Origin of the sequence: Enterobacter sp. BIDMC 26 (assembly GCF_000534435.1) — a bacterium.
GTDB lineage: Bacteria > Pseudomonadota > Gammaproteobacteria > Enterobacterales > Enterobacteriaceae > Enterobacter > Enterobacter ludwigii.
This window is the reverse complement of sequence record NZ_KI973182.1, coordinates 3,949,429-3,972,510: the sequence shown is the minus strand read 5'-3', so window position 1 is coordinate 3,972,510 and position 23,082 is coordinate 3,949,429. Positions and strand designations below refer to the sequence as shown.

At 52.8% G+C, this 23,082-nt stretch carries 18 protein-coding genes, 1 rRNA gene and 2 other annotated features; of the genes, 8 read left to right on the top strand and 11 right to left on the bottom strand.

Annotation, left to right across the window (positions count from 1 at the left end; translation table 11 throughout):
• Positions 1-14 precede the first annotated feature (14 nt).
• Positions 15-774: a sequence feature (23S ribosomal RNA rRNA prediction is too short), on the top strand.
• 1 nt (position 775) lies between these two features.
• Positions 776-1,648: a sequence feature (23S ribosomal RNA rRNA prediction is too short), on the top strand.
• A 77-nt stretch (positions 1,649-1,725) separates the two neighbouring features.
• Positions 1,726-1,841, top strand: a 5S ribosomal RNA gene (gene rrf / locus L462_RS04780).
• A 74-nt stretch (positions 1,842-1,915) separates the two neighbouring features.
• Here the strand turns inward: rrf and mobB are convergent.
• Both mobB and mobA read right to left on the bottom strand, forming a co-directional pair.
• The gene (mobB, locus tag L462_RS04785) at positions 1,916-2,419 is read right to left on the bottom strand and encodes a molybdopterin-guanine dinucleotide biosynthesis protein MobB (protein ID WP_032679273.1); all 504 of its coding nucleotides are present in this window, start codon (positions 2,417-2,419) and stop codon (positions 1,916-1,918) included.
• Entirely contained in the window at positions 2,416-3,000 is a 585-nt protein-coding gene (gene mobA / locus L462_RS04790) for a molybdenum cofactor guanylyltransferase MobA (RefSeq protein ID WP_032679272.1), read from the bottom strand. The genes mobB and mobA overlap by 4 nt, the downstream gene beginning before the upstream one ends.
• A 68-nt stretch (positions 3,001-3,068) precedes the next feature.
• Here mobA and L462_RS04795 point away from each other — a divergent pair, with 68 nt between their 5' ends.
• The 3 genes from L462_RS04795 to dsbA all read left to right on the top strand — a co-directional run bounded on the left by L462_RS04795 (position 3,069) and on the right by dsbA (position 5,051).
• A complete protein-coding gene (locus L462_RS04795) occupies positions 3,069-3,338 on the top strand; it encodes a YihD family protein (protein ID WP_010436801.1) in 270 nt (89 codons plus the stop codon).
• Between the two features lie 75 nt (positions 3,339-3,413).
• Complete coding sequence (locus L462_RS04800; protein ID WP_020883991.1) at positions 3,414-4,400, top strand: serine/threonine protein kinase; 987 nt, start codon at positions 3,414-3,416, stop codon at positions 4,398-4,400.
• Positions 4,401-4,427: 27 nt separating this feature from the next.
• Positions 4,428-5,051 carry a thiol:disulfide interchange protein DsbA gene (gene dsbA, locus L462_RS04805; RefSeq protein ID WP_020883990.1) on the top strand — a complete coding sequence of 208 codons (624 nt, stop codon included), beginning with the start codon at positions 4,428-4,430 and terminating at the stop codon, positions 5,049-5,051.
• Between the two features lie 24 nt (positions 5,052-5,075).
• Here the strand turns inward: dsbA and L462_RS04810 are convergent, their stop codons facing one another.
• On the bottom strand, positions 5,076-5,984 hold the full coding sequence (locus tag L462_RS04810; protein WP_032679750.1) for an acyltransferase: 909 nt from the start codon (positions 5,982-5,984) through the stop codon (positions 5,076-5,078).
• 440 nt (positions 5,985-6,424) lie between these two features.
• Between L462_RS04810 and polA the strand changes: the two genes are divergently transcribed.
• Complete coding sequence (gene polA, locus L462_RS04815; protein WP_032679270.1) at positions 6,425-9,217, top strand: DNA polymerase I; 2,793 nt, start codon at positions 6,425-6,427, stop codon at positions 9,215-9,217.
• Positions 9,218-9,529: 312 nt separating this feature from the next.
• Here polA and yihA read toward each other — a convergent pair whose 3' ends face one another.
• Positions 9,530-10,159: a ribosome biogenesis GTP-binding protein YihA/YsxC gene (gene yihA / locus L462_RS04820; protein ID WP_014172255.1), complete on the bottom strand. Its 630-nt coding sequence runs from the start codon at positions 10,157-10,159 to the stop codon at positions 9,530-9,532.
• Positions 10,160-10,737: 578 nt separating this feature from the next.
• Here yihA and yihI point away from each other — a divergent pair.
• Complete coding sequence (gene yihI / locus L462_RS04825; protein WP_014172254.1) at positions 10,738-11,253, top strand: Der GTPase-activating protein YihI; 516 nt, start codon at positions 10,738-10,740, stop codon at positions 11,251-11,253.
• Positions 11,254-11,441: 188 nt separating this feature from the next.
• Positions 11,442-12,815, top strand: coding sequence for an oxygen-independent coproporphyrinogen III oxidase (hemN, locus tag L462_RS04830; RefSeq protein WP_032679269.1), 1,374 nt, complete (start codon positions 11,442-11,444; stop codon positions 12,813-12,815).
• A gap of 64 nt (positions 12,816-12,879) precedes the next feature.
• Here the strand turns inward: hemN and L462_RS25210 are convergent, their stop codons facing one another.
• The 4 genes from L462_RS25210 to glnA form a co-directional block, all read right to left on the bottom strand.
• Complete coding sequence (locus tag L462_RS25210; RefSeq protein ID WP_032670298.1) at positions 12,880-12,990, bottom strand: YshB family small membrane protein; 111 nt, start codon at positions 12,988-12,990, stop codon at positions 12,880-12,882.
• A gap of 110 nt (positions 12,991-13,100) precedes the next feature.
• Positions 13,101-14,513, bottom strand: a complete 1,413-nt coding sequence (gene glnG / locus L462_RS04835) for a nitrogen regulation protein NR(I) (RefSeq protein ID WP_032679268.1) — start codon at positions 14,511-14,513, stop codon at positions 13,101-13,103.
• Positions 14,514-14,524: 11 nt separating this feature from the next.
• Positions 14,525-15,574 (bottom strand): nitrogen regulation protein NR(II), encoded by a 1,050-nt coding sequence (gene glnL, locus L462_RS04840; protein ID WP_014172250.1) that lies wholly within the window; start codon positions 15,572-15,574, stop codon positions 14,525-14,527.
• Between the two features lie 185 nt (positions 15,575-15,759).
• Positions 15,760-17,169 carry a glutamate--ammonia ligase gene (gene glnA / locus L462_RS04845; RefSeq protein WP_014172249.1) on the bottom strand — a complete coding sequence of 470 codons (1,410 nt, stop codon included), beginning with the start codon at positions 17,167-17,169 and terminating at the stop codon, positions 15,760-15,762.
• Between the two features lie 387 nt (positions 17,170-17,556).
• On the opposite strand from glnA, the gene typA reads away from it, so the two are divergent.
• Positions 17,557-19,380: a ribosome-dependent GTPase TypA gene (gene typA / locus L462_RS04850; protein ID WP_014172248.1), complete on the top strand. Its 1,824-nt coding sequence runs from the start codon at positions 17,557-17,559 to the stop codon at positions 19,378-19,380.
• Between the two features lie 83 nt (positions 19,381-19,463).
• Here the strand turns inward: typA and ompL are convergent, their stop codons facing one another.
• The 3 genes from ompL to L462_RS04865 form a co-directional block, all read right to left on the bottom strand.
• Complete coding sequence (gene ompL / locus L462_RS04855) at positions 19,464-20,150, bottom strand: porin OmpL (protein WP_020883984.1); 687 nt, start codon at positions 20,148-20,150, stop codon at positions 19,464-19,466.
• A 74-nt stretch (positions 20,151-20,224) separates the two neighbouring features.
• Positions 20,225-21,649 (bottom strand): MFS transporter, encoded by a 1,425-nt coding sequence (locus L462_RS04860; RefSeq protein WP_032679267.1) that lies wholly within the window; start codon positions 21,647-21,649, stop codon positions 20,225-20,227.
• Positions 21,650-21,692: 43 nt separating this feature from the next.
• Positions 21,693-23,075, bottom strand: a complete 1,383-nt coding sequence (locus tag L462_RS04865; RefSeq protein ID WP_020883982.1) for an MFS transporter — start codon at positions 23,073-23,075, stop codon at positions 21,693-21,695.
• Positions 23,076-23,082 lie beyond the last annotated feature (7 nt).

Genomic DNA, 23,082 nt, shown 5'->3' with positions numbered 1-23,082 from the left:
GTGCGAATGCTGACATAAGTAACGATAAAGCGGGTGAAAAGCCCGCTCGCCGGAAGACCAAGGGTTCCTGTCCAACGTTAATCGGGGCAGGGTGAGTCGACCCCTAAGGCGAGGCCGAAAGGCGTAGTCGATGGGAAACAGGTTAATATTCCTGTACTTGGTGTTACTGCGAAGGGGGGACGGAGAAGGCTATGTTAGCCGGGCGACGGTTGTCCCGGTTTAAGCATGTAGGCGGAGGTTCCAGGTAAATCCGGTTCCTTGTTAACGCTGAGGTGTGATGACGAGGCACTACGGTGCTGAAGTAACAAATGCCCTGCTTCCAGGAAAAGCCTCTAAGCATCAGGTAACACGAAATCGTACCCCAAACCGACACAGGTGGTCAGGTAGAGAATACCAAGGCGCTTGAGAGAACTCGGGTGAAGGAACTAGGCAAAATGGTGCCGTAACTTCGGGAGAAGGCACGCTGATATGTAGGTGAAGTCCCTGCGGATGGAGCTGAAATCAGTCGAAGATACCAGCTGGCTGCAACTGTTTATTAAAAACACAGCACTGTGCAAACACGAAAGTGGACGTATACGGTGTGACGCCTGCCCGGTGCCGGAAGGTTAATTGATGGGGTTAGCGGTAACGCGAAGCTCTTGATCGAAGCCCCGGTAAACGGCGGCCGTAACTATAACGGTCCTAAGGTAGCGAAATTCCTTGTCGGGTAAGTTCCGACCTGCACGAATGGCGTAATGATGGCCAGGCTGTCTCCACCCGAGACTCAGTGAAATTGAACTCGCTGTGAAGATGCAGTGTACCCGCGGCAAGACGGAAAGACCCCGTGAACCTTTACTATAGCTTGACACTGAACACTGGTCCTTGATGTGTAGGATAGGTGGGAGGCTTTGAAGCGTGGACGCCAGTCTGCGTGGAGCCAACCTTGAAATACCACCCTTTAATGGCTGGTGTTCTAACGTAGACCCGTGATCCGGGTTGCGGACAGTGTCTGGTGGGTAGTTTGACTGGGGCGGTCTCCTCCCAAAGAGTAACGGAGGAGCACGAAGGTTAGCTAATCCTGGTCGGACATCAGGAGGTTAGTGCAATGGCATAAGCTAGCTTGACTGCGAGAGTGACGGCTCGAGCAGGTGCGAAAGCAGGTCATAGTGATCCGGTGGTTCTGAATGGAAGGGCCATCGCTCAACGGATAAAAGGTACTCCGGGGATAACAGGCTGATACCGCCCAAGAGTTCATATCGACGGCGGTGTTTGGCACCTCGATGTCGGCTCATCACATCCTGGGGCTGAAGTAGGTCCCAAGGGTATGGCTGTTCGCCATTTAAAGTGGTACGCGAGCTGGGTTTAGAACGTCGTGAGACAGTTCGGTCCCTATCTGCCGTGGGCGCTGGAGAATTGAGGGGGGCTGCTCCTAGTACGAGAGGACCGGAGTGGACGCATCACTGGTGTTCGGGTTGTCATGCCAATGGCACTGCCCGGTAGCTAAATGCGGAAGAGATAAGTGCTGAAAGCATCTAAGCACGAAACTTGCCCCGAGATGAGTTCTCCCTGAGACTTTAAGTCTCCTGAAGGAACGTTGAAGACTACGACGTTGATAGGTCGGGTGTGTAAGCGCAGCGATGCGTTGAGCTAACCGATACTAATGAACCGTGAGGCTTAACCTTACAACGCCGAAGATGTTTTGGCGGTGAGAGACGATTTTCAGCTGATACAGATTAACAGAATTTGCCTGGCGGCTTTAGCGCGGTGGTCCCACCTGACCCCATGCCGAACTCAGAAGTGAAACGCCGTAGCGCCGATGGTAGTGTGGGGTCTCCCCATGTGAGAGTAGGGAACTGCCAGGCATCAATTAAAAGAACCCCGTACCGTATGGTGCGGGGTTTTTTGCTTTGGTTTTTTCCCGCCGCCGGAGAGAGCATCAGACAGCACACCAATTCAAAATAAACGCGGCGATCTCCTCAACGTTATTCAAATCCAGTACCGGTACCTCCAGATCCAGGGCTACGTCACTGGCGACTGCAATCACATGCTCATCGAGCGTCAGCTCGTGAACATCATGCCCGGCATGGCTTCTGAACAGTAGGATCTTTGCCACCGCGTCATGCTTAAACCCCTCAACCAGCACCAGATCCAGAGTAGAGTGATCCATCCGGCTAACCAGATACATGAGATCCAGCGGCGCTTCATCCGGTGTTTCAGTCATCAATGCCCAGCGCTGATCACTCGCCACCATCGTTTGGGCTGCTCCCGCCTTACGCAGCTCATAGCTGTCTTTTCCCGGCTTATCGACATCCATATTGTGATGCGTATGCTTAATTAATCCGGGGCGAACACCTTTAGCACAAAGCGCAGGGATCAGTTTTTTCAGCAGCGTCGTTTTCCCGGTACCACTCCAGGCTGAAATGGCCAAAACAGGTATCATTTTTTCTCCTGCATCATCTGCAAATCTTCTGTGGTATTGACGTTCATAAACGCCGATTTCAGATCGCTAAAATCGACGGGATGGCCGCCTGACTGGCGCATAAAAGCCATCACCCTGCGCTCTCCTGCCGTCAGGTACTCCTGTAACGCCGGAACTAACGAACGGTGGATCAACGCAACAGCAGGGTGGTCGCGCTCACCGTCATGGGCCCAGACAACGGGTGCGCTACCACGAAGCCGTACCATGCGTTCGACAAGACAAGACGGAATAAACGGGGTATCACACGGACAGAAGATAAACCACTCCCCGTGCGACTGCTGCATAACCGAAAGCATACCGGCCAGTGGCCCGGGGTAATTCTCCTGCGTATCCTCGTAAACGGGATACCCGCTACGCTGATAAACATCTCTATGCCTGTTAGCGCTGATGGCCATTGTCATGACCTGGTCCGCAAGCGTATCAGCGACATGCTGCCAGAGTGGCTTACCGTTAAGGAGCTGAAGACCTTTATCTTTCCCCCCCATTCGGGTTGCCTTGCCACCCGCCAGAACAACGCCGATTATTTGCTGGCCATGATTCATGAATATCGCCTCTTTTATTGTGGGATTGACCCTGCTAACGTGTCACTCTCAATGAAAGGAGCACCACCATGAAATGTAAACGTCTGAATGAAGTCATTGAACTCCTCCAGCCGGCCTGGCAAAAAGAGCCAGAGCTTAATCTGATGCAATTTTTACAGAAACTGGCGAAAGAGTCAGGTTTTGACGGTGAACTGACAGACCTTTCTGACGATATCCTGATCTACCATCTCAAAATGCGCGACTCTGCCAAAGACGCTGTTATTCCTGGTATTCAGAAAGATTATGAGGAAGATTTTAAAACCGCGTTGCTGCGCGCACGTGGCGTAATTAAAGAGTAAAAGCTTGTAAGCGGCGGCACCGAAATCGCCACAAGATGATATCCTGAATCATTCGTATAATTTCCGGATGATCGGATGAACGACCAGGCTTTTACTTTCCAGACATTACACCCGGATACCATTATGGATGCGCTGTTTGAACAGGGTATTCGGGTGGATTCCGGGTTAACTCCCTTAAATAGCTACGAAAACCGCGTCTATCAGTTTCAGGACGAGGATCGTCAGCGCTTCGTCGTAAAGTTCTATCGCCCTCAACGTTGGTCCGCAGAACAAATTCAGGAAGAGCACCAGTTTGCTCACGATCTGCTGGATGATGATGTTCCCGTTGCCGCGCCGCTTAAATTTAATAACCAAACGCTGCTCACCCACGAAGGGTTTTACTACGCCGTATTCCCAAGCCTGGGGGGCCGCCAGTTTGAAGCGGATAATATCGATCAGATGGAGTGGGTTGCCCGATATCTGGGACGCATTCACCAGACGGGACGCAAAGAAGACTTTATTGCCCGTCCGACAATCGGTATTCAGGAATACCTGCTTGAACCTCGTCAGGTATTTGAAACCTCGGCGCTAATCCCCAAAGCGCTTAAGGATAATTTCCTCAACGCGACCGATAAACTTATTGATGCGGTGAAAACCTGCTGGCGCGATGATATTTCCGTTCTGCGTCTGCACGGCGATTGTCACGCTGGTAATATTCTCTGGCGTGATGGCCCGCTGTTCGTCGATCTCGATGATGCACGTATGGGGCCTGCGGTTCAGGACCTGTGGATGCTGCTCAATGGCGATAAAGCTGAGCAACGGATGCAGCTTGAAACGATTATTGAGGCCTATGAAGAGTTTAGCCCTTTTAATTCAGACGAAATTGTCCTGATTGAACCTTTACGCGCGATGCGTTTTGTTTATTATCTCGCATGGTTAATCAGGCGTTGGGACGATCCTGCATTTCCCCGTAATTTCCCGTGGCTTACCGGAGAGGATTACTGGCGCAGCCAGATATCCACATTTACTGAGCAGGTTAAGGTTCTTAAGGAGCCCCCTCTGCAATTAACGCCGATGTATTAATTGGACACACCCAGGAGAGAGTTAATCATGAAAAAAATTTGGCTGGCGCTGGCAGGTATGATTCTGGCATTTAGCGCTTCTGCTGCGCAGTTTACCGACGGCAAACAGTATACGACACTGGAAAAGCCAGTCGCTGGCGAGCCTCAGGTTCTGGAGTTCTTCTCGTTCTATTGCCCACATTGCTATCAGTTCGAGCAGGTGCTGCATGTTTCCGATAACGTGAAGAAAAAGCTGCCAGAAGGCACCAAAATGACCAAGTATCACGTTGAGTTCCTGGGCCCATTGGGTAAAGACCTGACTCAGGCATGGGCGGTAGCTATCGCGCTGGGCGTGGAAGATAAGATCACTGCACCAATGTTTGAAGCAGTCCAGAAAACCCAGACAGTTCAGACGACTGCAGATATCCGTAAAGTCTTCGTGGATGCCGGTGTGAAAGGTGAAGAATACGACGCGGCATGGAACAGCTTTGTGGTGAAATCTCTGGTAGCCCAGCAGGAAAAAGCCGCCGCAGACCTTCAGCTGCAGGGCGTTCCGGCGATGTATGTTAACGGCAAATATCAGCTGAACACGCAGGGCATGGACACCAGCAGCATGGATATCTTCGTACAGCAGTACGCGGATACCGTGAAATATCTGGTCGAGAAGAAGTAAGATCAATAAAGAAAAAAACGCCGGTCACTGACCGGCGTTTTTGTATGAAGATTTAATCTTTTCTATCTGTTCATCTTTCTCATTCCAGAGCGTATTGAGCCAACGCTGGAAAAGACGTTTGAAATTCTTATCGTTAACGTAATCCCCGTGCAACCCGTCATCAACCGGCACCAGCTCGATGCGTACAACGATCCGCGTCAGCTTGCCGCTGAGCATATCGAAGAAGGGTGTCCTGTCGTTTTCCGGATAGCAGAGCGTGACGTTGAGTAATTTATCGAACTGCGCGCCCAACACGTTAAGCGCCATCGCAATGCCCGCAGCCTTGGGCGGCAGCAGGTGCTGATAAGGAGAGCGAGTTTGTTGACGCTTCTCTTCCGTAAAGCGCGAGCCTTCCACGAAGTTCACAATGGTTGTCGGATGCGCGCGAAATTTTTCGCAGGAACGGCGCGTGGTTTCCACATCTTTACCACGACGCTCCGGATGACGAAGCAAATAGCTGCGCGAATAGCGTTTCATAAACGGCATATCGAGCGCCCAGCAGGCCAGACCGATAAAAGGTACCCAGGCGAGCTGCTGTTTCAGGAAGTATTTGTTCATCGGGATATGTTTGCGGAAAAGCACGCATAACACCACGATGTCAGCCCAGCTGTGGTGGTTGCAGATAAGCAGGTACCAGTTCTTTTTGTTGAGGCCTTCAAGCCCTTCCACATCCCACTTCAGGTGTGGGTTCAGGTACAACAGGAACGCCAGTCCTTCACACCAGCAGTACATCATAAAATTACAAAATGCGGATACGGCTCGCCATACCACGGGCACGGGCAGCAGCAACTTAATGATGCCGGCAATAATGATCGGCACAGAACAGGCGACAGTCACCAGAATAGTTAAAATGATGCTTAAAGGTAATGTTATTGCTGCGAGCAATCTCGACATGATGAGCTTTTTCAGATGGTTAGCTGTAAGTGAGCGGCCGGCTATCCGGTGCAGGGCGCTGATTTTATCAGAAATCAGACAAAATAAGGGTGCTTTCATGCCAGGCGTTGCGGGATAACGCCCGGGAGCAGAAGATTTCGCTATAACGGCATGCGGCCCTGGGCTTATATCCACATAGACTAAATTGTCATCAATTGGCCATGAAGATCAAATGAAACATAATAACTCTATGATATATAGCATCTATTTATTATGAGGTATGTACTTTTAGCGTCTGTTATTCCTGTGACGTAAAAGTATGCACAAACTTATCCACAGATTTATTTTTGCGAGCGATCCTCACGATCGCAAAATCTTTTCCTGTATCTGGCGCTAATAACTGATGTTTTCATCCTTCTGTGGCATCCTTTACGCATAAATTGATTAAAGGCACGGACATTATGGTTCAGATCCCAGAAAACCCTCTTATTCTCGTCGACGGCTCTTCTTACCTGTATCGGGCGTATCATGCGTTTCCTCCTCTGACCAATAGCGCAGGGGAACCTACCGGCGCAATGTACGGCGTGCTAAACATGCTGCGCAGCCTGATTCTTCAGTACCAGCCAACCCATGCGGCAGTGGTGTTTGATGCGAAAGGTAAAACCTTCCGCGACGAGCTTTTTGAGCATTACAAATCTCACCGTCCGCCAATGCCTGACGATCTGCGTGCGCAGATTGAACCGCTGCACGCGATGGTAAAAGCGATGGGCTTGCCGCTGCTGGCCGTCTCTGGGGTCGAAGCCGATGACGTAATAGGTACGCTGGCACGTGAAGCAGAAAAAATGGGTCGTCCGGTACTGATCAGTACAGGGGATAAAGATATGGCGCAGCTGGTAACGCCAGGTATCACCCTGATTAACACCATGACCAACACCATCCTGGGGCCTGAAGAGGTGGTCACAAAATATGGCGTGCCGCCAGAGCTGATTATCGACTTCCTCGCGCTGATGGGCGACTCCTCGGATAACATCCCAGGTGTACCTGGCGTGGGTGAAAAGACCGCACAGGCGCTGCTTCAGGGATTGGGCGGGCTGGATACGCTGTACGCGGAGCCGGACAAAATCGCCGGGCTCTCCTTCCGTGGTGCAAAAACCATGGCCGGAAAGCTGGAAGAGAACAAAGAGGTGGCTTATCTCTCCTATAAGCTGGCAACCATTAAAACCGATGTTGAACTGGAACTGGGTTGTGAGCAGCTGGAAGTGCAGCAGCCTTCCGCAGACGAACTGCTAAGCCTGTTTAAGAAATACGAATTCAAGCGCTGGACCACGGACGTGGAAGCCGGTAAATGGCTGCAGGCAAAAGGGGCCAAACCGGCTGCTAAGCCAAAGGAGACGATTGTCGTTGATGCCGAAGAGCTGGCAGAAGAAGAGGCCATCGCGCTCTCTTTCGACAATTACGAAACCCTCCTTGAAGAGTCACAGCTGGTGGCGTGGATTGAGAAACTCAAAAAAGCGCCGTTCTTTGCCTTCGATACGGAAACCGACAGCCTCGATAACATCTCCGCCAATATGGTCGGCCTGTCATTTGCGACGGAGCCGGGAATGGCGGCCTATGTGCCCGTTGCACATGATTACCTCGATGCACCTGATCAGATCCCGCGTGAGCGTGTGCTGGAGCTGCTGAAGCCGATTCTGGAAGATGACAAGGCGCTTAAGGTTGGGCAAAACCTCAAATATGATCGCGGTATTCTGCAAAACTATGGTATTGAGCTGCGCGGCATTGCGTTCGATACCATGCTGGAATCTTACATTCTCGACAGCGTGGCGGGTCGTCATGATATGGACTCCTTATCCGACCGTTGGCTCAAGCATAAGACCATTACCTTTGAAGAGATTGCCGGAAAAGGTAAAAACCAGCTCACCTTCAATCAGATTGCCCTGGAAGAAGCGGGTCGCTACGCGGCCGAAGACGCCGATGTCACGCTGCAACTGCACCTGAAGATGTGGCCAAAACTGCAGAAGCACGAAGGTCCGCTGAACGTGTTCCAGCACATTGAGATGCCGCTGGTACCTGTGCTCTCGCGCATTGAGCGCAACGGCGTAAAAATTGATCCGACGGTGCTGCATAACCACTCCGGAGAACTGGCGCAGCGGTTGACCGAGCTTGAGCAGAAGGCGCATGAGCTTGCCGGCGAACCGTTTAACCTTTCGTCTCCGAAACAGCTTCAGACCATCCTGTTTGAAAAACAGGGAATTAAGCCGCTGAAGAAAACCCCTGGCGGCGCGCCATCAACGTCTGAAGAAGTGCTTGAGGAACTGGCGCTGGATTACCCGCTGCCAAAAGTGATTCTCCAGTACCGTGGTCTGGCGAAGCTGAAGTCTACCTATACCGATAAACTTCCGCTGATGATCAACCCTAAAACGGGCCGCGTGCATACCTCGTATCATCAGGCTGTGGCGGCGACCGGTCGTCTCTCCTCGACCGATCCAAATCTGCAGAACATTCCGGTACGTAATGAAGAAGGCCGTCGTATCCGTCAGGCGTTTATCGCGCCAGACGACTACCTGATCGTCTCGGCCGACTACTCGCAAATTGAGCTGCGTATTATGGCGCACCTGTCACGCGACAAGGGGCTGCTGACGGCCTTTGCGGAAGGAAAGGATATCCACCGTGCAACGGCGGCTGAAGTCTTTGGGCTGCCGCTGGACAGCGTGACTCACGAGCAACGTCGCAGTGCGAAGGCGATCAACTTCGGTCTGATCTACGGCATGAGCGCCTTTGGCCTTTCGCGCCAGCTCAACATTCCGCGTAAAGAGTCGCAGAAGTATATGGATCTCTACTTCGAGCGTTATCCGGGCGTGCTGGAATATATGGAGCGCACCCGTGCGCAGGCGAAGGAGAAAGGCTACGTCGAAACCCTGGATGGTCGTCGCCTTTATCTGCCGGACATCAAATCAAGCAACGCCGCGCGTCGTGCCGGTGCAGAACGTGCTGCCATCAACGCCCCGATGCAGGGGACGGCGGCAGACATTATTAAGCGCGCGATGATTGCGGTTGATGCCTGGCTGGAAAAAGAGAAGCCACGCGTGAAGATGATCATGCAGGTACACGATGAACTGGTATTCGAAGTCCACAAAGATGATCTGGACACCGTGTCGAAGAAGATCCACGAACTGATGGAAAGCAGCATGACGCTTGACGTGCCGTTGCTGGTGGAAGTGGGCAGCGGTGAAAACTGGGATCAAGCTCACTAAAGGTTCTGCCAATAACGCGCTTTTTATGTAAGTTAGCAACATAACAAAGTGCGTTTTGTGACGATCATTAGAATTCCCTATGTAAAGAATGAAAAAAAACTACAAAAAGTGCTTTTTCTACAGCAAAAAAAGGGGTAGAGTTATTCGCGTAGGGTACAGAGGTAAGATGTTCTATCTTTCAGACCTTTTACTTCACGTAATCGGATTTGGCTGAATATTTTAGCCGCCCCAGTCAGTAATGACTGGGGCGTTTTTTATTGCGGCAAAGAAAAATCCAGGCAAAAAAAAGCGCGGACATCGCCGCGCTCGGTATTACTCTTCTTCCGCTTCCGTCGCGGGTTCCAGCTCGTTGAACCAGCTATCGAGCTTCTGACGCAGCTTGTCGACACCCTGCTTTTTCAGCGAGGAGAACGGCTCTACCTGTACGTCGCCGTTAAAAGCCAGCACCGCTTCGCGAACCATATTCACCTGCGCTTTACGCGCGCCGCTCGCCAGCTTATCCGCTTTAGTCAGCAGTACCAGCACGGCTATCTCACTTGAGACAGCCCAGTCGATCATCTGCTGATCGAGATCTTTCAGGGGATGGCGGATATCCATCAGCACCACCAGACCTTTCAGGCACTGGCGTTTTTCCAGGTATTCACCCAGCGCACGCTGCCATTTGATCTTCATCTCTTCCGGTACTTGCGCGTAACCATATCCCGGTAAGTCGACCAGGCGTTTGCCTTCTGCCACTTCAAACAGGTTAATCAGCTGAGTACGGCCAGGTGTTTTTGAGGTACGCGCCAGGCTCTTCTGATTGGTCAGCGTATTCAGGGCGCTGGATTTCCCCGCGTTAGAGCGGCCAGCAAAAGCCACTTCAATGCCAGTATCAGAAGGAAGGTGGCGGATATCGGGCGCACTGGTGACAAAATGCGTCTGTTGGTAGTTCCAGGTAGTCACGTGGTCGTCTCCAAAATCGTAATCTGAGGGGGATTATACCTGAATGCCGGCAAAAGACTTTTTTGATTGCACAGTGCCTGTAGGTTAAAACCCTGGCGGTTGTGAGAGATCGGCTATGAATACTATGGGAGATTTCAGAGAATTCGCAGGCGTTAAAAAAGCCAAATTGTTTTAAATCATAAGTTTATTCTCGGGTAATTATCTGAAAATCCGTTTTTGTGCCGTTTCGTTGCTTGTCAGTTTAACTGAACAGGGTAAAGTGTGCGTCAGGGCGAGGAAGCCAACAGGAAACAGACTTAAGGATTAGGGTCAGGAGCGCCAGGAGGCGAAGACGCAGGATTGTCAGGATGACCAACGCCTGGAGGCGTTTTAACAGGAAACGGAACCGTATCACGGATGGTATTAGCCAAGGGATAAACAGGGTTTGTTGTTGGCAAACACGGAATGTCTGACCCGTTAAGGGTTGTGAGTCAGGAAAAAAGGCGACAGATTGCTCTGTCGCCTTTTTTCTTTGCTTGCTTTCTGCTAGATTTCGCCGCAATTCTATACTGAAGAAAACGACTTAAAGATAAAACATCATGAAAAAACCGACCTCCGCTGCGGGCGCTAAACGCCCTGCAAAAGCACACCGCAAAACGCGCGAAGAACTGAACCAGGAATCGCGCGATCGCAAACGCGATAAAAAACATCGCGGTCATGCTGCGGGTAGCCGTGCAAACGGTGGTGATGCTTCTGGCGCTTCTGCGAAAAACAAGCAGCAGAAAGACCCACGTATTGGCAGTAAAACACCTGTTCCACTGGGCGTGACAGACACCCCGGTCACTAAGCAGCACAAACCAAAGAGCGAGAAACCTATGCTTTCACCGCAGGCTGAGCTGGATTTGCTGGAGAACGATGAGCGCCTGGACGCGCTGCTGGAACGTCTTGAAGAGGGTGAAACCCTGACCGCCGAAGAGCAGTCATGGGTTGATGCCAAACTGGACCGCATTGATGAGCTGATGCAGAAGCTGGGTCTGTCCTACGACGATGACGAAGACGAAGAAGAAGACGAAAAGCAGGAAGATATGATGCGTCTTCTGAAGGGTGGAAACTAGCATTTGCATCCGGCAGGGACGATAGTCCTGCTAATAACCCTTCCGGTTATATGTTATCTGGTGTGGTTATTCGTTAAACTACGGCGGTTGTCGCGGCGACAGAAGTGGCTGCGCACCCGAGTGATGGCCCGCGATGGGGCCAGAACGGGCCGCCGTATGCGAACGCGACACCAACGGAAGGAGTGAGCATGTCTGTACCAACTATCGACTGGGATTTGGCCCTAATCCAGAAATATAACTATTCCGGGCCGCGTTATACGTCATACCCCACTGCGCTGGAGTTCTCCGATAGTTTCGGCGAAGCGGCGTTTCAGCAGGCTGTCGCGCGCTACCCCGAGCGCCCGCTGTCGCTCTATGTCCATATTCCGTTCTGCCACAAGCTCTGCTACTTCTGCGGCTGCAATAAAATCGTTACCCGTCAACAACATAAAGCCGATCAGTATCTGGATGCGCTTGAGCAGGAAATTCTGCACCGTGCCCCGCTGTTTGCCGGCCGTCACGTCAGCCAGCTTCACTGGGGTGGGGGGACGCCAACGTATTTGAATAAAGCGCAGATCAGCCGTTTAATGACGCTCCTGCGCAACAACTTCCGGTTTAACGACGATGCTGAAATCTCGATCGAGGTCGATCCGCGCGAAATTGAGCTGGATGTACTGGATCACTTACGCGCTGAAGGTTTCAATCGCCTGAGCATGGGCGTGCAGGACTTCAACAAAGAGGTGCAGCGGCTGGTGAACCGTGAGCAGGATGAAGAGTTTATCTTTGCCTTACTCAACCACGCCCGCGATATCGGCTTTACGTCGACCAATATCGACCTGATTTACGGCCTGCCTAAGCAAACGCCGGAGAGCTTCGCCTTCACGCTGAAACGCGTGGCCGAACTCAACCCGGACCGCCTGAGCGTCTTTAACTATGCGCATCTGCCGACGCTGTTTGCCGCTCAGCGCAAAATCAAAGATGCCGACCTGCCTTCTGCCCAACAGAAGCTGGATATTCTGCAGGAAACCATCGCCTCGCTGACCGAAGCCGGTTATCTGTTCATCGGCATGGATCACTTTGCTCGTCCGGATGACGAGCTGGCTATTGCCCAGCGCGAAGGCGTACTGCACCGAAATTTCCAGGGCTACACCACCCAGGGCGACACCGATTTGCTGGGGATGGGCGTCTCCGCCATCAGCATGATCGGTGACTGCTACGCGCAGAACCAGAAAGAGCTGAAGCTTTACTATCAGCAGGTAGATGACGCGGGCAACGCTCTGTGGCGCGGTATCGCATTAACGCGCGATGACTGCATCCGTCGTGATGTGATTAAGGCGCTCATCTGTAACTTCCGTCTTGATTTCAGCGAGGTGGAAACGCAGTGGGATCTGCATTTCAGCGATTACTTTGCTGATGACCTGAAGCTGTTAGCGCCTCTGGCAAAAGATGGGCTGGTGGATGTTTCAGAACGTGCAATTGACGTGACACCCAAAGGGCGCCTGTTGATTCGTAATATCTGCATGTGCTTCGACGCCTATCTGCGTCAGAAAGCGCGTCTGCAGCAGTTCTCACGCGTCATTTAAGACGTGCCAAAATATTTGGCCGGGTAAGGCGAAGCCGCTACCCGGCTTTTTTGTTAGCGACTCTCTAGCTAAACAGCCCAACCAGCGCCGCGCACAGCACAGCAGCAACGGCTGTTTGTGGCGTGTGGCTTTCAGCTGCTCCACTTGAGAGCATATTCACTAATGTTTCCAGCATGATGATCACCCTCACTTTCCGGGCACGATCATACAAAAATCATTGATACAGTAAAGCGCAAAATAGCAGCAATTTGCGCTCAATTAATAACCTTTACACAAGGGTAAAGATCACTCCATGCCAAGCTCTTTCAGCTTACGCGTCAGGGTATTACGTCCCCATCCCAGCAGGCGTGCCGCTTCCTGCTTATGGCCCTGTGTATGGCGGAGTGCGGTGGTCAACAGCGTGCGCTCCATCTCGGGCTGGGCCTCAGACAGCAAGTTTTGATGACCGGAACGCAGCGCGCGATCGGCCCACTGTGCCAGCAGCGTCGCCCAGCTGTCCGGCAATGTATGTCCGGTGCTGCTTTCTGGCGCAGTCGCTTCAAACAGTTCAGCCGGTAAATCCTGAATCAGGACTTCCTGTCCGGCGGCCATTACGGTCAACCAGCGACAGGTGTTTTCCAGCTGACGCACGTTGCCCGGCCACGCCAGGCGGGTGAGGGCGGCATCGGTTTCCGGGTGCAACTGCTTGGCTTCCACGCCCAGCTCACGGGCAGCGACCTGCAGAAAATGACGAGCCAGGCGGGGAATATCTTCACGGCGTTCACGTAGCGGTGGCAAATGAACGCGGATCACGTTCAGGCGATGGAATAAATCCTCACGGAATTTACCTTCCTGGACGCGCTGCTCCAGATTCTGGTGCGTCGCGGCAATAATGCGTACATCGACCTTCACCGGCGCATAGCCACCTACGCGATAAAACTGTCCGTCGGCCAACACGCGCAGCAGACGGGTCTGGACATCCAGCGGCATATCGCCGATTTCATCCAGGAAGAGTGTTCCACCGTCAGCCTGCTCGAAGCGACCCTGGCGAATGGTATTCGCGCCGGTAAAAGCCCCTTTCTCATGGCCAAACAGTTCGGATTCAATTAAATCCTTTGGGATGGCGGCCATATTGAGGGCGATAAACGGTGCTTTTGCCCGCGGGCTGTGGCGATGTAAGGCATGCGCTACCAGCTCTTTACCGGTTCCCGATTCGCCATTAATCAGTACGCTGATGGACGAGCGTGACAGACGGCCAATGATACGAAACACATCCTGCATGGCTGGCGCTTCGCCAATGATGTCCGTCGTGGGCCCGAAGTCAGGCGTGTGACGAGGCTGCTGCTGCTCCTGGTAGTGGCTGATCGCGCGCTCAACCAGGGCGACCGCTTCGTCGATATCAAACGGTTTGGGCAGGTAATCGAACGCCCCTTGCTGATAGGCGCTCACCGCGGCGTCCAGGTCGGAATGCGCCGTCATTATGATGACCGGAAGCATAGGATGGCGTTGTTTGATCTGCTTTAAAAGCGCCAGCCCGTCCATTCCCGGCATGCGAATATCCGAAAGCAGCACATCCGGCGTTTTGGTGGTGAGTGCGTCGAGCACTTCGCTGCCGCTCTCAAACGTCGTGCAGCTTAATCCTGCCCCTGTGAGCGCGCGTTCAAGCACCCAACGGATGGAGCTATCGTCATCGACTACCCAGACTATCCCTCGTTGCATAAACGTCACCTTTATTTTTTAATCGGCAGGAAAACCGAAAACTCGGTATGTCCCGGCCAACTGGTAAATTCAATTTTTCCAGAGTGTTGATCGATCAAACTACGGGCAATGGATAACCCCAGGCCGGTACCGCCTTCGCGACCGCTGACCATCGGGTAGAACAGGGTGTCCTGAAGATGCGACGGAATACCCGGCCCGTTGTCCTCAACGTCGATGCGGGCAGCCAGACGATAGCGCACGCCGTGCAGTGTGAGCTGGAACGCGGTGCGGGTGCGCAAAATAATTTCGCCCCCTTCCGGCCCCAGTGCCTGCAGGGCATTACGCACAATATTCAGCAAGACCTGCTCAATCTGATCCGGGTCGTGCGCCAATTCCGGCAGGCTTGGGTCGTAATCACGGACCAGCGTGACGTTCTCCGGCAGCTCCATTGAGACGAGTTTCACAACCCGCTCAGCCACTTTATGAATACTTTCTGAAACATGCATGCCGGGCTGTTGCGGCCCGAGCAGACGGTCAACCAGGTTACGCAGGCGGTCTGCCTGCTCAATGATGACGTTGGTGTACTCCGCCAGCGCAGGGTCGGGCAGCGCTTTGGTCAGGAGTTGTGCCGCACCGCGTAAGCCACCCAGCGGGTTCTTGATTTCATGCGCCAGGCCTCGCACCAGGTCACGGGCGGCAATTTGCTGAGCATGTTGAAGTTGTTCCTGGCTCAGGCGGCGCTGATTATCCATCGGCGCCATTTCAAGCAGGATCAGCCCTTCTGGAAGCCGTTGTGCGGTAAGCGATAAAATATGTGAGCGCCCGTCGATCACCAGCGTGACTTCGTTATCGGTAAAGCCCTGACCGGCCTGCAGACTTTCCTGCATCAGGCCAATATTCAGCGAGAAATAGCTCAATAATTCCGGAAGCGGGGTGCCAAACAGTTTGCGTGAGCTCTGGGCGAGCAGCTGCTGCGCCGCCGGGTTGGCGTAATGTACGGCCAGCTCGTCGTCGACCAGCAAAATACTGTTAATCAAAGAATTGAGGATCTGCCCAGCATCGGGCAGCGTGCCAGTTGCCATTCAGCAGTCTCCTGGTGTTGGTTGCACTAATTTAGTGCAGTATAGCTTTTTCGTCGTAAAAAGCGCGTGAGATCAGTTTGTTGGTGGAGAAAAAAGCCCATCCGGAGATGGGCTGAAAGTTTCCACGGCAACAAATAAAAGCTTGTGAGATCGCGCGTAAAAGGGCGCGCGAAACTCATTGAAACTTAAACGCTGTAGTACAGTTCGAACTCAACCGGGTGTGGCGTCATACGCACACGGTCGTTCTCTTCAGTACGCAGGGCGATGTAAGCATCGATAGCGTCGTCAGTGAACACGCCACCCGCAGTCAGGAACTCGCGGTCTGCGTCCAGCGCCTGCAGGGCTTCTTCCAGAGAGCCTGCAACCTGTGGGATCTCTTTCGCTTCTTCTGGCGGCAGATCGTACAGGTTTTTGTCCATAGCTTCGCCTGGGTGGATCTTGTTCTTGATACCGTCCAGACCCGCCATCAGCAGTGCTGCGAAGCACAGGTATGGGTTAGCAGCTGGATCCGGGAAGCGAACTTCGATACGACGCGCTTTAGGAGACGCCACCACCGGGATACGGATAGAAGCAGAACGGTTACGGGCAGAGTACGCCAGCATTACCGGTGCTTCGTAGCCTGGGACCAGACGCTTGTAGGAGTTAGTGGTTGGGTTCGCCAGGGCGTTGATCGCTTTAGCGTGTTTGATTACGCCGCCAATGTAATACAGAGCCTGCTCAGACAGACCGGCATATTTGTCACCAGAGAACAGGTTGGTTCCGTTCTTGGACAGAGACATGTGGCAGTGCATACCGGAACCGTTATCGCCAAACATTGGTTTTGGCATGAAGGTCGCGGTTTTACCGAAACGGTGCGCAACGTTGTGCACAACGTATTTGTAGATCTGAATTTCGTCTGCTTTTTTGGTCATGGTGTTGAAGCGGGTTGCCACTTCGTTCTGACCCGCAGTCGCCACTTCGTGGTGGTGAGCTTCAACCACCAGGCCCATCTCTTCCATCACCAGACACATGGTGGAACGGATGTCCTGAGCGGAGTCGACCGGAGGAACCGGGAAGTAACCGCCTTTAACGCCAGGACGGTGACCTTTGTTACCACCTTCGTATTTGGTGGAGGAGTTCCATGCACCTTCGATATCGTCGATGGCAACGTGGGAGCCAGAAATAGAGGCACCGAAACGGATGTCATCAAACAGGAAGAATTCTGGCTCTGGCCCGAACAGTACGGTGTCTGCGATACCGGTTGAACGCAGGTACTCTTCAGCGCGTTTCGCGATGGAGCGTGGGTCGCGGTCGTAGCCCTGCAGTGTGCCTGGCTCGAGGATGTCGCAACGGATGATCAGGGTTGGTTCTTCGAAGAACGGATCAATGACCGCAGTGGAAGCGTCAGGCATCAGAACCATGTCAGATTCGTTGATACCTTTCCAGCCGCCAATGGAGGAGCCGTCAAACATTTTGCCTTCTTCAAAGAATTCGGCGTTTACCTGATGAGCAGGAATAGTGACGTGCTGTTCTTTACCTTTGGTATCGGTGAAGCGCAGATCAACAAACTTCACTTCATGTTCGTTCAGCATCGTCAAAACGTGTTCAGCGGACATACTTAACTCTCCAGATTGGTCATTGTCGTCGTGGTAACGAGGTCTTCAATTTCTGTCTTGGGCTGGCTGTGTGCCATTTTTTTGCCGTATTTTTATAAAGCGAAATCTGTGCCAACTTTTAAAACACCCCAAAAAGGCGTTATCATGCGCACCATAGTGCAAAAGTGCTGCACCACAATGGTTATGTTGCACCAGTATAGTGCTTCAGTGTGAACACTGAGCACCATATTGGTGCAATTTTCGTTAAAGTGCCCTTTTTACGCTCCGTGAAAGCGATCACAAAGCATCTCTGCAATACTTGTTTGCGGGGGATGTTTGTGATCCTGTTTTGTAGTGCGATTAATCCGTGTACAATAACGCGCTATTTCTAATGCCTGAGGCAAAGTTGTGATCGAAAATTTGCGTAACATCGCCATCATCGCGCACGTCGACCATGGTAAAACCACCCTGGTTGATAAGCTGCTGCAGCAGTCCGGTACGTTTGATGCTCGTGCCGAAACTCAAGAGCGTGTGATGGACTCCAACGATTTGGAGAAAGAGCGTGGGATTACTATCCTCGCGAAAAACACCGCTATCAAATGGAATGACTACCGTATCAACATCGTTGATACCCCAGGGCACGCCGACTTCGGTGGTGAAGTTGAGCGCGTGATGTCCATGGTGGATTCCGTGCTGCTGGTAGTTGACGCATTTGACGGCCCAATGCCGCAAACGCGCTTCGTGACCAAAAAAGCATTTGCCCATGGCCTGAAACCTATTGTTGTTATCAACAAGGTTGACCGTCCGGGCGCGCGTCCTGACTGGGTTGTTGATCAGGTGTTCGACCTATTCGTTAACCTCGACGCGACCGACGAGCAGCTGGACTTCCCTATCATTTACGCTTCGGCGCTGAATGGTATCGCGGGTCTGGATCACGAAAATATGGCGGAAGACATGACTCCGCTGTATCAGGCGATTGTCGATCACGTACCGGCTCCGGATGTTGATCTTGATGGTCCGCTGCAGATGCAGATCTCCCAGCTGGACTACAACAACTACGTTGGCGTTATCGGTATCGGCCGCATCAAACGCGGTAAAGTGAAGCCGAACCAGCAGGTTACTATCATCGATAGCGAAGGCAAAACCCGTAACGGTAAAGTGGGCAAAGTGCTGACTCACCTGGGTCTGGAGCGTATCGACAGCGAACTGGCTGAAGCAGGCGACATCATCGCGATTACCGGTCTGGGCGAGCTGAACATCTCTGACACCATCTGCGACCCGCAGAATGTGGAAGCGCTGCCAGCCCTGTCTGTTGATGAACCAACGGTAACCATGTTCTTCAACGTCAACACCTCTCCGTTCTGTGGCAAAGAAGGTAAATTCGTTACCTCTCGTCAGATCCTTGACCGCCTGAACAAAGAGCTGGTGCACAACGTTGCGCTGCGCGTTGAAGAAACTCAGGATGCTGACGCATTCCGCGTTTCTGGTCGTGGTGAGCTGCACCTGTCTGTTCTGATCGAAAACATGCGTCGTGAAGGTTTCGAAATGGCGGTTTCCCGTCCGAAAGTTATCTTCCGCGAAATCGACGGCCGTAAACAAGAGCCGTTCGAGAACGTAACGCTGGACGTTGAAGAGCAGCATCAGGGTTCTGTTATGCAGGCTCTGGGTGAGCGTAAAGGCGACCTGAAAAACATGAATCCAGATGGCAAAGGCCGCGTACGTCTCGACTACGTGATCCCAAGCCGTGGTCTGATCGGTTTCCGTTCAGAGTTCATGACCATGACGTCCGGTACCGGTCTGCTGTACTCCACCTTCAGCCACTACGACGACGTTCGTCCAGGTGAAGTTGGTCAGCGTAACAACGGCGTTCTGATCTCCAACGGTCAGGGTAAAGCGGTTGCGTTTGCGCTGTTCGGTCTGCAGGATCGCGGTAAGCTGTTCCTGGGTCACGGTGCTGAAGTTTATGAAGGCCAGATCATCGGTATTCACAGTCGTTCTAACGACCTGACTGTAAACTGCCTGACCGGTAAGAAACTGACCAACATGCGTGCGTCCGGTACTGACGAAGCAACGGTTCTGGTTCCACCGATCAAGATGACCCTGGAGCAAGCTCTGGAGTTCATCGATGACGACGAACTGGTAGAAGTGACCCCACTGTCTATCCGTATCCGTAAACGTCACCTGACCGAGAACGATCGTAAACGTGCAATGCGCGGTGCGAAAGAAGAGTAATACGGTCAATCCGTAGGCCGGGTAAGCGCATGCGCCACCCGGCACGTAAAAAGCCGCTGAGCGATCAGCGGCTTTTTTTATTATCAGAACGAATACCTTAACCCCAGGCGGATACGGTACTGCTCGCGGTTGTAATCATTCCATCTGTCCAGCCACTGGAGCTCGAGATAGGGCAGCCAGTTTTTATCGATTTTATAGCTAAATTTGTGAGTGATTTCCCAGTGATGGTCTTTGCCATTTTTGCTGTGGTAATCGTTCACGCGCTGGAAAAAATGCGGTTCAAAGGTATAGAAAAACGCATCCGTGACCTTGAAATTCCAGTAGTTAGCGAATTCGTGGGTGTCGTTTTTATCCATCTGGCCGTTGTAGTCCGGCGTATCGTAATTGTTGTGGTTATAGCGATAGCGGAAGGTCAGGTTAAACCAGTCGAGAAATTTATAATTGGTATCCAGATAGATAGCGCCTCCGGACCCGGCGCTGCTGTCATTCAGTAAACCGCCAGGCTGAAAGGTGAGTTTATCGGTCGGTTTAAAAAGCGGATACCACCCTTCAATTTCGTTATAGCTGTGCTTAAGCTCGTCCCATTTGCCCACGTTATAGGCGTTAGTGAACATCAGCCCCGCGCCCTTATCGAAGTTATAGCCGGCACGCAGGATCACTTCGTGCAGTTCAGAGGCCGTATTATAGGCTTCGCGCGTTTCGACATAGGCGCCGGCAACTGCCGAGCAGGACACAGACGACACAACCAGTGCAGTAACGATTCTTTTCATAATCAGTCCATGTATGAGGTACAGAAAGGCCCCCCTCCTGTTACACAGGAAGGGAATTAGGGCCGGATTTATTGTTATAAAGTGACTGCTGACGCTTTATTGTTGGTGGTTAACTCAGGGGGTTTTGCGGGTTGTTTTTTCCGTTTTCCAATCTCCTCAATAATAAAGGCGAAGCGTGCTTCGTTGAGTTTATAAAAGAGTCCCATGATTATCGCGGCAACGATCGCCAGGCCGCACGGCCAGAGAAAAATTAGCTGACGGAGCCCCAGTAGCGTGCCCGCACTCTGCACGGCGTGTGGAATGTAGCCAATCTGCGTCAACATAATGCCCGGCAGGAAACCGGCGAGGGCGGCGGAGATTTTGCGTGAGAAGGTATAACCGGTATAAACCGACCCTTCGGCGCGAATGCCTGTTTTCCACTCGCCATAATCCACGGTATCGGGCACCAGCGCCCAGTTGAGGCTGTTTACGAATGCCGTACCGAAAAAGGCCATGCAGGAAAAGAGCACAAAGAGCAGGGAGCTGGTTCCCCAGAGGAAGTTCATCACGTCGCCCACGGCCCACAGCGTCAGCCCGCCAAGGTAGACCGGCTTCTTGCCGAAGCGCTTAACCGCGCCAGGCACCAGAAACACGCCAACCAGAATGCAGCCCATACTGAAAAAACCCATCCACGACAGCAGATGCAGATCGTTTAGCACGTACTGGGTGTAGTAGACCTGAATCGCCAGTTTGATATTAAACGCGGCGAGGGTGCAGAGGTTGGCGATACACAACACCAGCAACGGCGGGTTGCGGAAAATGGCACAGAAGGATTTCAGGATACCAGGCTTATGATGATCGGGCGTAACCTCCACATAGCGCTCTTTCACACCGCTGTAGCACCACCACATGCAGAACAGACCACCGGTGACGAACACCAGTGCGGCCACCAGATAGCCGAGGGAGGGCTGGCTGACAAACAGCGCCTGAATTGGCATAAACCCCACGGTGCAGAGCAACAACCCAACCGTTGCGCCACCCTGACGCCAGGCCGCAAGCTGCGCCCGCTCGTTCGGATTTTTAGTGATGGCGGGAACCATCGCGCCATAAGAGCAGTTCATCAGGCTATAACAGAGGCCAAACATCATGAAGAGCAGGGTGGCAATAGCGGTTTTCACCGTCAGGCTAAAATCGGTGGCCACAAACTGCGCCGTGGCCACCAGGGCAACCGGCACCGAGGCATAAAGAATAAACGGCCTGAATTTGCCTCTGGCACCGATGTTACGCCGCGAATCCAGCAACACCCCGGTCAGCATGTCGGTGAATGCGGTAAAGAACTTCGCCACCAGGAAAATAATGCCGCCATAAAAAGCGGGCATGCCCAGTTCATCAGTATAAAACTTCAGCAGATACAGCGTGCCAATACAGAGCATCAGGTTAGAGCCAAAATCGCCCATCCCGTAGGCGCACTTTTCGCGCAGGCTCAGCTTCAGGGTTAACGGATCACTCTTGTGTGTCATGGTCGATCCTCACAGCGCCCCGCAGGGCGCTCTCTCAAGTCAGTTATGCTGTACGTTTGCGCAGTTCAATTTCTTCCACGATGCGCACATACATCTTCTCGTTGAGGTTGTAGAAACAGCCCATCGCCACGATGGTGATGACGGCCAGCAGACTGGGGTAGATAAATATCAGCTGCCGCAGCCCTTCAACCGTTCCGGCGGATTGCACCACGTTTGGCACATAGCCGATTTGCGTGAGCATGATGCCGGGGAAGAAGCCGGCCAGCGCCTGTGAGACCTTCCGGAAGAAGGTAAAGCCGGTATAGACCGTCCCTTCGGATCGCACGCCGGTGCGCCACTCGCCGTACTCCACGGTATCGGACACCAGCGCCCAGTTGAGGCTGTTCACGAAGGCTGAGCCGAAGAAGGCCAGACAGGAGAACGCCACAAAGCTCACCGAACCACCGCCAAAGAAGTAGTTGAGCAGGTCGCCTGCCACCCAAATCAGCAGCCCGCTGATATAGACCTTTTTCTTGCCGAAGCGACGCACCGCGCCGGGCATCATAAAGACGCCGATGAAAATGCAGCCCATGCTGAAAAAGCCCATGTAGGACAACAGAATAGGGTCGTTCAGCACGTACTGCGTGTAGTAAACCTGAATGGCGAGCTTGACGTTAAAGGCCCCCAGCGTGCACAGGTTGGCGATGCAGAGAATAAACAGCGGTCGGTTACCGGCGATGGCGCGAAACGACTGCAGCAGGCCGGGCTTCTGGGCTGGATTGGCGGGCTGCATCTCAACGTAACGCTCGGTCACGCCCTTATAGCACCACCACATAAAGAACAGCCCGAACAGCGAGAAGAGGGTCGCGGCAAAGATATACCCAAGCTGGTCATTGCCTTCAATCAGGTTCATTACCGGCACAAACCCGACGGTACAGAGCAGCAGGCCAAGCGTGGCGCCGCCCTGACGCCAGGCGGCCAGCGAAGCGCGCTCGTCCGGGTTTTTGGTAATGGCCGGCACCATCGCACCGTAGGAGCAGTTCATCATGCTGAAGAACAGGCCGTAAAGCATGAACAGCACGGTTGCCATCACCGTTTTGCCGGTGATTTCAAACGGCGTGCCGACAAAGTTTGCGATGGCCAGTAACGTCACCGGGAACGCCGCATACAGCACGAACGGGCGGAATTTGCCCTTAGGACCGATCTTGCGTCGGGAATCAAGCATGATACCCGTGCCCATATCGGTGAAGGCGGTGAAGAACTTGGCAATCAGGAAGATGATCCCGCCGTAGGTACCAGGCAGGCCAAGAACGTCGGTGTAGAACTTCAGCAGATACAACGTGCCGATATCCAGAAGGATGTTAGAGCCGAGATCGCCCATCCCGTAGGCGAGTTTCTCTTTAAACGGCAGGCGTAGCGTTGCCGGATCGGAAGCGTGTTGACGCATTATTGTT

Bases quoted from the DNA above. Each gene is read 5' to 3' on its own strand.
- glnG (WP_032679268.1), bottom strand. From the start codon at position 14,513: ATGCAACGAGGGATAGTCTGGGTAGTCGATGACGATAGCTCCATCCGT.
- L462_RS25210 (WP_032670298.1), bottom strand. From the start codon at position 12,990: ATGCTGGAAACATTAGTGAATATGCTCTCAAGTGGAGCAGCTGAAAGC.
- mobB (WP_032679273.1), bottom strand. From the start codon at position 2,419: ATGATACCTGTTTTGGCCATTTCAGCCTGGAGTGGTACCGGGAAAACG.
- L462_RS04800 (WP_020883991.1), top strand. From the start codon at position 3,414: ATGAACGACCAGGCTTTTACTTTCCAGACATTACACCCGGATACCATT.
- polA (WP_032679270.1), top strand. From the start codon at position 6,425: ATGGTTCAGATCCCAGAAAACCCTCTTATTCTCGTCGACGGCTCTTCT.
- glnA (WP_014172249.1), bottom strand. From the start codon at position 17,169: ATGTCCGCTGAACACGTTTTGACGATGCTGAACGAACATGAAGTGAAG.
- L462_RS04795 (WP_010436801.1), top strand. From the start codon at position 3,069: ATGAAATGTAAACGTCTGAATGAAGTCATTGAACTCCTCCAGCCGGCC.
- mobA (WP_032679272.1), bottom strand. From the start codon at position 3,000: ATGAATCATGGCCAGCAAATAATCGGCGTTGTTCTGGCGGGTGGCAAG.
- dsbA (WP_020883990.1), top strand. From the start codon at position 4,428: ATGAAAAAAATTTGGCTGGCGCTGGCAGGTATGATTCTGGCATTTAGC.
- L462_RS04860 (WP_032679267.1), bottom strand. From the start codon at position 21,649: ATGACACACAAGAGTGATCCGTTAACCCTGAAGCTGAGCCTGCGCGAA.
- yihI (WP_014172254.1), top strand. From the start codon at position 10,738: ATGAAAAAACCGACCTCCGCTGCGGGCGCTAAACGCCCTGCAAAAGCA.
- glnL (WP_014172250.1), bottom strand. From the start codon at position 15,574: ATGGCAACTGGCACGCTGCCCGATGCTGGGCAGATCCTCAATTCTTTG.
- L462_RS04810 (WP_032679750.1), bottom strand. From the start codon at position 5,984: ATGTCGAGATTGCTCGCAGCAATAACATTACCTTTAAGCATCATTTTA.
- hemN (WP_032679269.1), top strand. From the start codon at position 11,442: ATGTCTGTACCAACTATCGACTGGGATTTGGCCCTAATCCAGAAATAT.
- L462_RS04865 (WP_020883982.1), bottom strand. From the start codon at position 23,075: ATGCGTCAACACGCTTCCGATCCGGCAACGCTACGCCTGCCGTTTAAA.
- ompL (WP_020883984.1), bottom strand. From the start codon at position 20,150: ATGAAAAGAATCGTTACTGCACTGGTTGTGTCGTCTGTGTCCTGCTCG.